The sequence below is a fragment of the Austwickia sp. TVS 96-490-7B genome, assembly GCF_019331795.1.
GTDB lineage: Bacteria > Actinomycetota > Actinomycetes > Actinomycetales > Dermatophilaceae > Austwickia.
Genome location: NZ_JAHPZL010000001.1, coordinates 299871 through 311909 on the forward strand (window position 1 = coordinate 299871; position 12039 = coordinate 311909).

The 12039-nt window shown below is 61.9% G+C and carries 12 protein-coding genes and 2 pseudogenes; 5 read left to right on the forward strand and 9 right to left on the reverse strand.

Annotated elements, in window-relative coordinates; genetic code table 11:
• The first annotated feature begins 123 nt into the window (after positions 1-123).
• Positions 124-1512, forward strand: a complete 1389-nt coding sequence (locus tag KEM60_RS01335; protein WP_219105689.1) for a rhodanese-like domain-containing protein — start codon at positions 124-126, stop codon at positions 1510-1512.
• Between the two features lie 157 nt (positions 1513-1669).
• On the opposite strand, the pseudogene KEM60_RS16790 reads toward KEM60_RS01335, so the two are convergent.
• From KEM60_RS16790 to KEM60_RS01350, 4 genes and pseudogenes are all read right to left on the reverse strand, one after another.
• Positions 1670-1799: pseudogene (locus tag KEM60_RS16790) on the reverse strand (IS630 family transposase); the annotation flags it as partial.
• 76 nt (positions 1800-1875) lie between these two features.
• Positions 1876-2075 (reverse strand): annotated as a pseudogene (locus KEM60_RS16350) (IS630 family transposase); the annotation flags it as partial.
• Between the two features lie 171 nt (positions 2076-2246).
• Positions 2247-2537, reverse strand: a complete 291-nt coding sequence (locus tag KEM60_RS01345) for a hypothetical protein (RefSeq protein WP_219105691.1) — start codon at positions 2535-2537, stop codon at positions 2247-2249.
• A gap of 367 nt (positions 2538-2904) precedes the next feature.
• The gene (locus KEM60_RS01350; RefSeq protein WP_219105692.1) at positions 2905-3837 is read right to left on the reverse strand and encodes a fumarylacetoacetate hydrolase family protein; all 933 of its coding nucleotides are present in this window, start codon (positions 3835-3837) and stop codon (positions 2905-2907) included.
• Positions 3838-4376: 539 nt separating this feature from the next.
• On the opposite strand from KEM60_RS01350, the gene KEM60_RS01355 reads away from it, so the two are divergent.
• From KEM60_RS01355 to KEM60_RS01370, 4 genes are all read left to right on the forward strand, one after another.
• Positions 4377-5531, forward strand: a complete 1155-nt coding sequence (locus KEM60_RS01355; protein WP_219105693.1) for a WXG100 family type VII secretion target — start codon at positions 4377-4379, stop codon at positions 5529-5531.
• 395 nt (positions 5532-5926) lie between these two features.
• Positions 5927-6529: a hypothetical protein gene (locus KEM60_RS01360; protein WP_219105694.1), complete on the forward strand. Its 603-nt coding sequence runs from the start codon at positions 5927-5929 to the stop codon at positions 6527-6529.
• Positions 6526-7005, forward strand: coding sequence for a hypothetical protein (locus tag KEM60_RS01365; RefSeq protein WP_219105695.1), 480 nt, complete (start codon positions 6526-6528; stop codon positions 7003-7005). Before KEM60_RS01360 ends, KEM60_RS01365 begins: the two co-directional genes overlap by 4 nt.
• Positions 7002-7772 (forward strand): hypothetical protein, encoded by a 771-nt coding sequence (locus KEM60_RS01370; RefSeq protein ID WP_219105696.1) that lies wholly within the window; start codon positions 7002-7004, stop codon positions 7770-7772. The genes KEM60_RS01365 and KEM60_RS01370 overlap by 4 nt, the downstream gene beginning before the upstream one ends.
• Here the strand turns inward: KEM60_RS01370 and KEM60_RS01375 are convergent.
• The 5 genes from KEM60_RS01375 to KEM60_RS01395 form a co-directional block, all read right to left on the reverse strand.
• Positions 7765-9687, reverse strand: a complete 1923-nt coding sequence (locus tag KEM60_RS01375; protein WP_219105697.1) for a hypothetical protein — start codon at positions 9685-9687, stop codon at positions 7765-7767. The genes KEM60_RS01370 and KEM60_RS01375 overlap by 8 nt on opposite strands.
• A gap of 120 nt (positions 9688-9807) precedes the next feature.
• A complete protein-coding gene (locus tag KEM60_RS01380) occupies positions 9808-10146 on the reverse strand; it encodes a hypothetical protein (RefSeq protein WP_219105698.1) in 339 nt (112 codons plus the stop codon).
• Between the two features lie 202 nt (positions 10147-10348).
• Positions 10349-10717, reverse strand: coding sequence for a hypothetical protein (locus tag KEM60_RS01385; protein WP_219105699.1), 369 nt, complete (start codon positions 10715-10717; stop codon positions 10349-10351).
• A 174-nt stretch (positions 10718-10891) separates the two neighbouring features.
• Positions 10892-11431: a GNAT family N-acetyltransferase gene (locus KEM60_RS01390; protein WP_219105700.1), complete on the reverse strand. Its 540-nt coding sequence runs from the start codon at positions 11429-11431 to the stop codon at positions 10892-10894.
• Between the two features lie 63 nt (positions 11432-11494).
• Complete coding sequence (locus KEM60_RS01395) at positions 11495-12031, reverse strand: isochorismatase family protein (protein WP_219105701.1); 537 nt, start codon at positions 12029-12031, stop codon at positions 11495-11497.
• Positions 12032-12039: the final 8 nt, after the last annotated feature.

Here is a 12039-nt window from a genome sequence, read left to right on the forward strand (position 1 = left end):
CAGTGGAGGTGGGGCGTGGGGGCAGCAGATCGGTGAACGGGCGGGCCACCCCACCACACCCGCTCTCCCCGCGGGAACAACGCACCGACCAGGCCCCCAACGCATCCGGACTAAGGAGTACCGATGATCTTCACGCAGTACTACCTCGACTGCCTCTCCCAAGCGTCCTACCTGATCGGCGACGAGACCACCGGACAAGCCGTCATCGTTGACCCCCGCCGCGACATCGACGACTACCTCACCGACACCCGCGCCGCCGGACTGCACATCATCGGCGTCATCAACACCCACTTCCACGCCGATTTCCTCTCCGGACACCTGGAACTCGCCGACGCCACCGGCGCCTGGATCGGATACGGCGACGCCGCCCACCCCGACTACCCCCACCGCAGCCTGCACGACGGCGAGATCATCACCCTCGGCGACATCCGCCTGCAGATCCTCGCCACCCCCGGCCACACCCCCGAATCCATCAGCATCCTCATCCACGACCACGACACGCCGTACGGCGTCCTCACCGGAGACGCCCTGTTCATCGGGGACGTTGGCCGCCCTGACCTGCTCGCCTCCACCGGTGTCAGCGCCGACGACCTCGCCCGTCAACTCCACCACTCCGTGCAACACATCCTCATGGGACTACCCGACCCCGTCCGGGTCTACCCCGCCCACGGCGCCGGATCAGCCTGCGGCAAAAACCTCTCCACCGCCCGCGAATCCACCATCGGTGAGCAACGCCGCACCAACTACGCCTGCCACCCCATGAGCGAAGCCGACTTCGTCGCTGTCGTCACCGACGGACAACCCACCGCACCCGCCTACTTCAGCTACGACGCCACCCTCAACCAACACCGCCGTCCCCTGCGCGACCCCCACACCCGCCTCCCCGCCCTCACCGACGACCAGATCACCGCCGCGCTCGCTGACGGCGCCGTCATCCACGACGCCCGACCCGCCACCGACCATGCCGTCGCCCACCTCATGGGCTCAGTAAATATCCCCGCCGACGGCCGCATGGCCGAAACCGCCGGGATGCTCCTCACCCCCGACCAACCCGTCATCGTCCTGACCGACGACGACCCCGACATCATCGCCATGCGCCTCGCCCGCATCGGCTACGACCACGTCATCGGCTACCTCCCCCACCCCGATGACTACCTACGCCGCCACCCCGGTCAGGTCGCTCACGCCCGCCGACGTACCGTCGCCGAACTCGACGACATCGTGGCGGACCCGGCATCGACATACCAGATCCTCGACCTGCGCAACCCCGGCGAAACCAGCGACGGCACCATCCCCGGAGCCCGCACCATCCCCTTGCCCCAACTAGCTGCACGCCACCACGAACTCGACCACACCCGGCCCGTCGTGGCGTACTGCGCTGGAGGATGGCGTTCCGCGGTGGGCGCCAGCTACCTACGGCACCGCGGATTCGCTCACGTCTCTGACCTGCTCGGCGGCTACCACGCTTGGTCGCAACACCACCTCAGCACCCAGGCCGGCAGCCAACACTGACTTCACCCACCGATGAGGCCATCCGCTCTAGCCTGGCCATTCCGTGCCGTGTTAACCTCGACATATCACGACCGGTTCCGCCTGCTACGGCAGGTCCAGGGCCGGTCTTCATTATTTCAGGGCACCTTCATGACCGATGAAATCAAGTCATACCGAACGTACGACGAGCAAGTCGATAGGTCAGTTCGGCGAACCAGCGTTCGGCGAGGCCCCGCCAGGACGGGCGAGGTCGCGGTGTAGTGCAGGACCACGCGGGGGTGCGTGAGCAGCCAGGCCTTCACCGCCCCGGAGAGGATGCCCATCGCCGCGACTCCCCCCACTGCGCGGCTTCGCCACTATCGCAGTGGGAGGTACCCCCACGGTCGTGGTCCCGTGGCGGACGTAGTCGTGGGTGGCCCGTGCCGGGGTGGTGGGCAGCATTGGCAGGATCGGCGCGGTCCGGTCTAACGCCTGCACCTGAGACTTCTCGTCCACGGCCAGGACCAGCGCATTCTCAGGGGGACAGGTACAGCCCGACGATGTCACGGGGCCTTATCCACGAAATCGGGATTCTTCGACAGCTTCTAGGAGTCCACCGCCCGCTCATGCTCGGCGAACCCCAGCGGCTTCGCTGCAGGACCCGACATACACGAATCCCACACAACAATCATCGCATTAGTGACTCAGAACACTAGAGTCCGCTGGTGAGGGCGCAGGATATGAGTCGTCGGCAACGATGTGCTTGAGGACATCATTCACGAGGGTATCTTGCCATTCACTATACTAACATAAAAGAAAAGGCTTAGTAGAAACATTAAAAACCCAATAATGATTGCCGCGATCCCCTTTGACCTACATGCTATTATAAGTGAAACCAGCGAAAGCAAGACGATCGGCGGCATTAAGAAATTGCGAATTGCAGCATTTCCTGAGATGTCACTTAAAATGAATGCTAAAGCTAAAGCTATAAAGCTTATCCGAGAAAGGCCGATTGAATAAGATGCCCCATACTCTTCTTTGGGGTCTTCCGGCGCACGCGCTTCCATGACCTTCCTCTCGTGACGCTCGGGGTGGGAAGTGAGTTCGTAAGATATATCAAGCAATTCTCATCCAGTAAGGGCGTTATTCACGAGCGGTTCACCCCTTGAGTGAAGATCTGCAAACTTGCATGTCACGAGCACCTCCGGCGCACATGCCGCGCAAGATATAATCGCTTGTGAATAACGCCCATAGTTAATGGCCCTAACTGCAGATAGGGGGTCTTCGTAATTCTCAGTAAATTCGCAGTCTATTTTTAAGGTTGCGCGAGATGCTTGGCTCGGAGATTTCATCGGTGATGTGAGTGGTTAGCCCGGATGTTTCATGAGGTGACGCGGCTTCGGCGTACCTGGTGCTCGACCGGCGGTGCATCCGTTACGACGGCACCGCCTCGATGACCGGCGCCGCCACCACGGTGTGCTCGATCCGCCCGATGCCGTCCAACACCAATGTCAGCTGATCGCCTGGCTCCAACCAGCGGCCCACCTCCATGCCGCTCCCTCCGGGCAAGGTGCCGGTGGCAAACACCTCACCTGGCAGCAACGTTTCGCTGCGCGACGCGTGCGCGAGCATCTCACCGATGCTCCACTGCATCCCGGCCGCGCTGACCTCGCTGACCAACGAGCCGTTGACACTGACGCTGCCCGTGATCTCATCAATCCGCGGCACCACTTCCTCCGGTGTCACGATCGTCTCCGACAGCGAATTTGCAAAATGCTTCGCTTTCTGCGGCCCAAAACCACTGGACATCTCTTCACGCTGCACATCGCGTGCACTGAAATCATTAAGGACCATAAACCCACCAATTGCAGCAAGCGCTTCCTCGCTGGTTGCGTCACGTAGCGGACGTGACAGCGCAAATCCCAACTCCAACTCCCAGTCTAACGCGGAGGAATAATTGGGAAATGCGACCGGGGCCCCACTGGGCAAGAAGGTCACATGATTGGACATGTAATACATCGGCTGACGGTAAAACAACCGATGCGGCCGCAACATCGGGAAGACTCGCCGCGTGGTCTTTTCGTAGGCACTGGCGACTCGGGAGATGCGCGGATGGAATCGGCGTAGCAAGCCTCGTGCCGCGTCAACATTATGTTGCTCAAACAGCATGAAGTCGCGGAAGGACAGTGGTTGCAGCGGCAGCGCACAGTCAGTGTGTCGGCGGTGCTCGTCGTCCCGGGCGACCTGATAGTCCACTGAGTACGGCGACGGCCCGAACGGTTCCCACCCTTCACGGGCGACCCAGCAGTCCCATTCCCGCACCTCATACACGAAACCGTCGTCACGTCGCACCCGCCGGAACTGCATCCGCACACCTCTGTCTTCCTGACTGACCGCATCACCACACCTCCCGGACGGCGGCTGTGACCAACCCGGGGCCTCCCGTCACCAGCACGAACACCGCAGGCCAGGAGGTGTGTCGCACCGTAACAGCGGCACCTGTATTGCCCCTGACGGTGCGCTCCATCCAGCCTCCTGAGTCCTGGAGGTCGTGGGTGGTAATAGCTGGATCGCGAGGTGGCTTTCTCGCCTCAGCGCTAGCATGAGTTCCATGTCAGGGGGTTTTTTGAGGTCGATATCGTCCGCCTACGCGCCGCTGCGCGCACCTTTCACGACGTCGCGGCGCAGGTAGGCGCAGGGTCATTGTCGGCAGGTGTCGATGCAGGGGCAAGTTCGCAGGAGTTGGGTTCCACGTTAGATGCATTGCGTACGGCGTGCACGAAGGCGACGGAGGCAACGAAAAGTTTCGGCGATGAGATGTCAGCAGCAGCTGACTGTTACGCCCGTGGAGACGCGACGGAAGCAGATCGGCTCAAGGCCATCAACTGCGGCGGGGCGAAGCGACGATGACATCTCGTATCGACACTCGCGTCCACGGTGATCCACGGGCGTGTTTCGCGGTAGCTCAAGAACTCGCAGATCAGCACACTCGTATCACGAAAGCCACCGACGATCTGGTGCGGGCACGGAACAGCCTGGGTGGGTCGTGGGAAGGTGCTGCCGCTGCTGGCTTCTTTGAACAATCTCGAATGCACCTGGAAAACCTCGACAAAGTAGGCAGAGACCTGGACAGGGTCCATCATTCTTTGGTCTATTTCGCGACGACTTTACGTGACATCCGCTCGTGCTTTGAGGGGATGCGCAAGCAGGCCGCTGCCGACGGCTTAGTCGTTGATGCTGACGGCATCACTGTGCCGGCAAGTTCTGCTATCGCTGCTCGGAATGGCGTTGCCGTGCAAGACGCAGCAATGCGAACCTTTCATCGACTGTCCGGTGAAGCCAATTTGCTTCGAGAACGGGAACGCTCTGCCCATGACCTGCTGCAGAGCAGCATCGCCCCCCTGACGTCCCGCACGGGTTTGGTGTGGTTCCTCGACAAAGCAAGCCTCATCCCTCCAGACGGAGGCGATGGCTTTAAAAACTCAGTGTTTGGTGCGCAAGTCGGGAACAATGGTGCATCATGGAATGCGACATGGCAGCAATCCCAACTTCAGAAATTCCGCCCACGATGGCCGAAAGGCAGCACCCAGGGTCGACCAGGGGCATTTCGCTCGATCAATGACATGAGCGCCTGGGAAAAAATCATGGCGACACGCAACCCAGACAATCTGTTGAAGCAGTCGTCGACGAACTGGATGTCCGCACCCAAAGATGCCGCTGCGGTGGCCAAGTGGGCCAAGTGGAGCAAAGCGACTGGGATCGCCGGAGGCGCGCTCACCGGAGTGGCCAGCGCCTATGACCAGTGGACCAAAGACGCTGACGATCCAAGCATGTCCACGGGGATGAAGACAGCTCGAGCCACACTCACCGGGGTCGGCGCCGGTGGCGGCGCTCTCGCCGGAGCGACAGTAGGCGCCGAGGTTGGTGCCGCTATCGGAGTGCTGGGTGGCCCCGTCGGCGTGGCAGTCGGCGGCATCGCAGGCGGCATCATCGGCGGAGTTGTGGGTTCCAGCGGTGGCCAATGGTTCGGTGAAAAACTCGGAGATGCTATTAGAGGATGACGCAATGACCAGCAAAACCAATTCATCCAGAACAATAGTCTCCATTCGCCCACACAGCATGATATTTATCCACCCCAACAGCATTCATTAGGAAATCTGTGATGGCAGGGTCTATTGGATGTATTGCCATCGGTTTAGTGATGGCACTGATGGCACATTGGCGCCGATCCAGCCCAGAGCGTGGTGACTGGTTGTACGACGACAGCCACCCACAACGTCAACGACTGTTCAACGGCTACATCGGGGTGCCAATCGGCTGGTCGTTCATCTGGGGAGGGACCTTTATATACATCAACTCAATCCTTCCACATTCACATGAGGCTAAAAGAATATTTTCACTCCTACCTCTTCCAGCTATACTAGGATTTTTGTTGGTGATAGTTGGGTTTTTCGGTGTGCCTCTCCCCTTATGGTTCCTCCCCCGATGGGCCCGCCCCATCGAAAAAGACCGCCGAGCCCGCGAACGCGCTGAACGCCACTACCGCTGGGCCACACGTTGGGCACGATGGCACCACCAACCCGAACCACCACCTCCTGCCATCCGCGACATCCCCCCACCACCACCGGTCGGCTCAGCCGCCGTACGTGCCCAACAACGAAAAAAACAGCCAGCCGGGAGCCGACCACGACGACGCCCCCAACGCACCGGACCACGCAACGCCACCATCCAGGTCACCCGCCCACGCCGCTTCGGCGCCCACATGCTGCGCGCCATCACCATCCACATCGACGGCACAGCCAGCGGCACCATCCGCCCCGGCCACACCCTGACCATCCCCGTCACCACCGGATTCCACACCATCGACGCCCACATCGACTGGGGCACCTCCCCCACCCTCGACATCGACCTCACCGAAGGACAAACAGCAACCTACGAAGTACGAAGCGCCCCCATCGCCTTCGGCGGAAAACCCATCGGCGACCACTACCTCGAACTCGAGGCACACCCCACCACAACACATCCCGCAACGCCAACGACCAACGAGAAAAGCCCATGACATCCCGCTCACTTCATCCAGTCCTTGACGCTTCCCACGACATGGAAATCGCCGTACCGCCCGATTGGGATGTGCTTGATCCTGCGACGGTCGGTCCAGCAGTGACATGCGCGGTTGTCGCTCCGATAGAGCCTGACCTGGAGTTCCGCCCTAACGTCATCCTCACCCGCTCTGACATCGACCGGTTGAGTGTGGCCGAGTGGCAGGAACACAACGAGACCGTGCTGAGGGACACATTGACGGCCTACACCGTGGTGGACCGGTATGAGGAGTTCGCCGATTATGTGGTGACGGATCGTCGTCTCGCGGACTATGTCACACCGGATGGGGTGAATGTCACGATGACGCAGTGGAGTCGAGCTCGGGCAGGGCGTGGGGTGACGCTCACTGTGACGGTGTCCACCGCGGATTTTCCCGAGATGGTCCCGCTGGTCGAGGCGATCGGCGCAACGTGGCGTTGGGTGGATCAGGCATGATCAGGTACGACGCCTCTACTGGCGTCATAGAACTCGATGGACGCACCTTGCAGGGTTTCCTGTCATGGCTGGCGATGGATCACTCTTCATGCGACGTGCCAGATGAGGTGCGCGCTGACAGCGCACTTTTGGACCTCTCCGAAGCCGAACGTGCTGGGATATTTGTTGAGGGTCGGCCTGCACCCGAGTTGGCGTCGCTGGTGGAAGCGCTGAGTTCCCCGTGGCTGGTGGCGGCTGTGGAGGTGACCGGAACTGGGGAGCGGGCGTCGCATCAAATCTGGGTCAGACCTGAGGGTGGAGTCGGTGTCGTAGACACAGGGGCGGGCCAATACCGGTTGGGAGCGGTGCTACCTGGTTCGTTGCCAGCTGTCCTAGTCAGGTTGGCGTTGTGGGGTCCACGCCCGCACGGCGGCATCGCCGACGACATGGTCCTGCCTCTGGAGTTGGTTGATCCGGTGCGTACGTCGGGGGGCCAGGCCGCCGCGGACGCGCTGGCGGAGATGCTGTCTCCTTCGCCGATGCGTGATGACCTCAAAGCTGGGCGGTGGCGGTGCGTCACCATCACCACAGACTGGTCACCAGCATTGTTATCCGACGTTCCCGCCCGATCCGACGCGATAGTAGTGATGGACACTCCATCGGGGTTGGCGCGATATGAACCGCTACCAGCGGGGATACGGATAACCCCGACAACGATGACGGCGTTATGGCCTGAGCTGATCCGTCTCACCCAGCCGGCTTCGCCCCCACCTGACAGAATCAGTTGAGGACTGCGGCACATCGATCCGCGAGCGCGCGGCAGGTGTGCCGGAATTGTGGGTCGGGCATGGGTCCGCCGTTGCCAATGGCGGCGAGGATGGGGAGGACGTCGGTCCCTATCGCGGCAGATCGTCGGTCGGCTTCTCGGGTTCGTTCTTCGGCTTCGATCGCGGCGAGAGCGGCTTTTCGTCGTTCCTGTTCAGAGTGGGTGACGTGATCGCGGGTGGTGTCCATCAGGATTCGGATGGCGCCACCTCCGAGGGCGGCCGCGAATGGGCCGACGTACGCCGTAGCAACCAGCACCACGAGCAGGTCACCGCGGGCCATTTGGGTGGCGGCGAAGATCGCCCCAGAGACGAAGGTGAGCGCGACTCCAAGCCAGGGCCGCACCCTGAACGACAGGATGGCTACGGCGCCGTCGAGCGCCACGTTCGCGTACCAAAACCGCCAGTCGTCCTGCCAGGGAAGCTGCAGGTTGTAGGTCAGGGCTGCTGGCACTGCCAGGAGGGCGAGGACGGTTGCGACGTACGTCGTGCGGGCGCGCAGCGGAATGAGCAGCAGCCCGGCGGTCAAGGTGGGGATGAGGACCATCCCAGCCAGCACCACGGGGACGCTGCTGACCACGTCGAGGTGGAGTAGCCCGATCAGTTCGTGCAGGACGATCGCGATGACACCGCAGGCCACCAGCGGAGCGAATGACTTCCCGGACCATTGGGCGGCGCTCGGGATGTCTGTCCCTTCCCAGGTGAGTTGGGTTTCGAGGTCGTCACCGCGGGTGGTGACGTGCACGTGACCACCGATCCGGGTCATCGCAGTGGTCGCTCCCGGGGTTGGGGTGGTCGTTGATGATTCAGGCTGTCCGGCGCCGGGTTGGGTGAGGAGCATGTCCGCGAACGTTCCGGAGAGACGACCGTGCACGTGGAGTTGGCGTGGTCCGTCTGGTGGGCTGGTGTTGGCGAGCGCGGTGAGGGTGGCTGTTGTCGCTTCGATCAGTGCGGTCCGCACTGGTGGGTTGGTGACTTCGCCGATGATGTCGACGTGCAGGTGTACGCCGAGGCGGGCGGCTTCAGCGGTGATGGCGGTGGGGGTGGGGGTGGTTTCTTTGTCGCGTCGGCGTCCCACGAGGACGGCGAGTGCTTCGCTGGCGGGTTGTCGGGCGGCGTCGGGGATGGTGGGGTTTTTTGTGTCGGCGACGAGGTGCAGCGCGGTGACGATTTTGTCGTGGAGCACTCGGGTGGAGGCGTCTCGTTCGAACGCTCGTCGTTCGGTGCGCAGGGCGGTTTCGTTGGCGTTCCTGGCGAGTCGGGCGCCTTCTTCGACGTGCCGTGCGGCATCGCGGGCGATGGCGAAGGCCCAGCTGACGAGGACGCCCATGTTGGCGAAGATGCCACCTTCGAGGACGGCTTGGGGCACATCGGTGACTGGAGCGCGCACCATGGCGATCCACAGGCCGTAGATCAGGGCGCAGGGGACAGCCCCACGAGGCGCGAGGCGCATCAGCAGGGAGGTCACGCCGAGGGAGACAGCGTGGAGCAGCACCGGGTATCCGGGTCCGGCCAGGCCGGGACGGTCCACGATGGGCATCAGTCCGAGGGTGACGACGGCGATCGCGCTGTACGTCGATACGCCGACGGCGGGGCTGCGGCCGGACACCAGAGAGGTCACCGCGATCAACACACTCGCGGCGAGACTGGAGACGGCTGCCAGGGTGAACATGGAGATGGCACCTGGTGTGGTCAGCAGCGCCAGGAAGGTCGCGATGAGCCCCACGACTTGCATGGCGAAGGCCAGCAGCAGGCGGGTGCGGTGGATGACGGCACCGCTGAGGGAGGGTCGCTCCGGAAGGTCACGACGGAGGTAGCCGCGGTGGGGGCGCGTTCGGCTGCGTGGCGTCACCGCACCCGACCACCCACCCCGTGTCATAACTCACAGTGTGGGGGCCGAGCCGGTCAACGACAACGATGTCTGGGGTCAGTTGCGTCGTATGGCAGTGGCGGGGTGAGTCAGGAGCGTCGGACCCCAGCTTTGTTGCCGTCGCCGCGGTCAGGCGTGAGGTGTGTCGCCGTCGAGGAAAGCGGTGAGTTCGTCGTCGAAACTTTTCTCTGTATCCATGAGCGCTTCGAGGTCGAGGAGGGTCAAGACGTCACGCACCGGCACCCCAGTTTGAAGGCACAGCAGGATCGCTTGACCCATCTGTACGGCGGCGAAGTTGCGGGCAAACCCTTGCCGAAGCGCGTCGGAAACGTCCGGGTGACTGAGCGGGTCGGTGCCCTCCCCGAGTCGTCGTTGGATGCCACGGGCGATGTCGTAGGCGTTTTGGTTGGCGTCGTTGACGACAGCTTGCAGCCGCGCGACGGCGTCCGGGTCGAATTCGAGGTCCATCTTCAACTCCTGTGTGCTCCACGACGGACGTCGCGGGTGGCCTGCTGGTCGCGGTGGCGCTCGCGGCAGGGACGCGTGCAGTGGTGTCTGCCCTGACGTACGCAGTCTCGGCGTACGGCTGTCAGGTCGACTCGGGCCCCACCTTACGCGTCTTCGCTTGGGGCCTTGTGGTGCGTTGAAGTGAGCCCAGAAGGGCTGGATGTCATGGCTGGGAGGGGCTGATCTTGGCGTGCCCGTGAGTCACGTGGATCCGCGCCGTCCCGATGAGATCAGCCCACCCGGCATCCTTCATCGTCTCCCAAGACGATTCACCAATGGCCGATGAAAAACTCACAACCCGATCGTCACTACCCCCACGAATGACATGACCCCTAGTAAAAGGTTTATGTTTTTTGAAATATCTATTTTTCAGTCCTAGCGATATTGAAATCACAATGAGAACCACCAGCATCCAGGAGGCCGCCAGGTCACTCAGCAAGCTCTCATGTCTGAGGAAAAGGAGAAACAATCCGCTAGCAAACAGCACCAACACCGGCACCCATGCACGAATATCCCTCACTGCACCACCCATCCCTGTCATGATAAATCTTCAGGCATAAAACGACCCCGTAAGGCCGCCAACCTGAAGATTAACACGCCACACACGCCACATCAGGCCAGTCGCGAAACATTGTTATTTAACCAGGCTCGTCATTTTTAAGACGTCTGACTGCACACTGACTCAGCTACGGCGAAGGGTTTTTTATCAGCGAACCATTCGCAACTCGTGAACACCACAGGACTCATCCCACCGTCGGTCGTGCGCGATAAATCCGTGACGTGCGTAGAAGGCGATCGCCCGCGCGTTGCTCTCGACCACCCACAGGTACGCCGGATCATCACCCACCAGGTCGCGCATCATCAGGTCAGCCAGACCGCTGCCTTGAGCACGCGGGCTGACATTAATCGCCCGCAACTCATGATGTGTCGGGGCGTCATCGTCACGCGCTGGACCCGCCGATGCCATCGCGACGACCTCGCCTTGCGGGTCGACACCCACCCACACGGTGCGATCCCATGCCGCGCTGCCCATGAAATTTCGCCAGCGCTCCGCCGCAGCCACCGGATCCAACGCATCAAGGACTTCCTGGCGCATCACACCCGTGTACGTCGCCCGCCACACATCCACATGGAGAGCAGCCATCGTGGCGGCATCATCCACACAGGCAAGCCGCGACACATACCCCGCCGCCAACGCCCGACCAGCCCGACCTGTAAGCACCATCGCCCCAGTCTGCCCGGTCATGCACACACACGTGCCAGAAGAAAGCCTCGGCTTATGAGCGAACACGTGGAGACGGCGTCGTACCTACCTGCTGATGGCCTCAGCAGCCGTCACAGTCGCCCCTTCTACGTCAGGCAGCTTGGTGTACGCCGCATACAGATTGAGCATGGCAATCGACTGCTCCGGAGTGAACTCAGCACCCCACTGCCGCAGGTCCCCCGTAGTGTGAGCATCGCTCACAAGCTTCATCTGGTAGCCGTGATACAGGCCGCCGTAAAAAGTTGAGCGGATACACGCGTCACTCTGCGCGCCACACAACACAATCGTCTGCGCACCCAAAGCAGCAAGACGGTCAGACAAATCAGTCGCAGCGAACGCGTCGCCGTACTCCTTCTCCACCACAGTTTCGTGCTCTGCGGGGTGCAGCTGGTCGACGATCTCCCATCCCGGGCTACCCATGGGCAGATCGTCCGAGTGGTGACGGACCCACATCACCGGAACGTCAGCGGCGCGAGCCCGATCCACCAAACCCGCAATCGTGTCGATGACCTCTGCGGCGCGCACCGACTCAGCCATCACATCTCGCTGCACATCCACGACGAGCACCACTGTGTCAGACATCATGACTC

Excerpts from the sequence above, each read along its gene's own strand:
- KEM60_RS01335 (WP_219105689.1), top strand. The coding sequence starts at position 124 with ATGATCTTCACGCAGTACTACCTCGACTGCCTCTCCCAAGCGTCCTAC.
- KEM60_RS01345 (WP_219105691.1), bottom strand. The coding sequence starts at position 2,537 with ATGGAAGCGCGTGCGCCGGAAGACCCCAAAGAAGAGTATGGGGCATCT.
- KEM60_RS01350 (WP_219105692.1), bottom strand. The coding sequence starts at position 3,837 with ATGCAGTTCCGGCGGGTGCGACGTGACGACGGTTTCGTGTATGAGGTG.
- KEM60_RS01355 (WP_219105693.1), top strand. The coding sequence starts at position 4,377 with ATGACATCTCGTATCGACACTCGCGTCCACGGTGATCCACGGGCGTGT.
- KEM60_RS01365 (WP_219105695.1), top strand. The coding sequence starts at position 6,526 with ATGACATCCCGCTCACTTCATCCAGTCCTTGACGCTTCCCACGACATG.
- KEM60_RS01370 (WP_219105696.1), top strand. The coding sequence starts at position 7,002 with ATGATCAGGTACGACGCCTCTACTGGCGTCATAGAACTCGATGGACGC.
- KEM60_RS01375 (WP_219105697.1), bottom strand. The coding sequence starts at position 9,687 with ATGACACGGGGTGGGTGGTCGGGTGCGGTGACGCCACGCAGCCGAACG.
- KEM60_RS01380 (WP_219105698.1), bottom strand. The coding sequence starts at position 10,146 with ATGGACCTCGAATTCGACCCGGACGCCGTCGCGCGGCTGCAAGCTGTC.
- KEM60_RS01385 (WP_219105699.1), bottom strand. The coding sequence starts at position 10,717 with ATGGGTGGTGCAGTGAGGGATATTCGTGCATGGGTGCCGGTGTTGGTG.
- KEM60_RS01390 (WP_219105700.1), bottom strand. The coding sequence starts at position 11,431 with ATGACCGGGCAGACTGGGGCGATGGTGCTTACAGGTCGGGCTGGTCGG.
- KEM60_RS01395 (WP_219105701.1), bottom strand. The coding sequence starts at position 12,031 with ATGTCTGACACAGTGGTGCTCGTCGTGGATGTGCAGCGAGATGTGATG.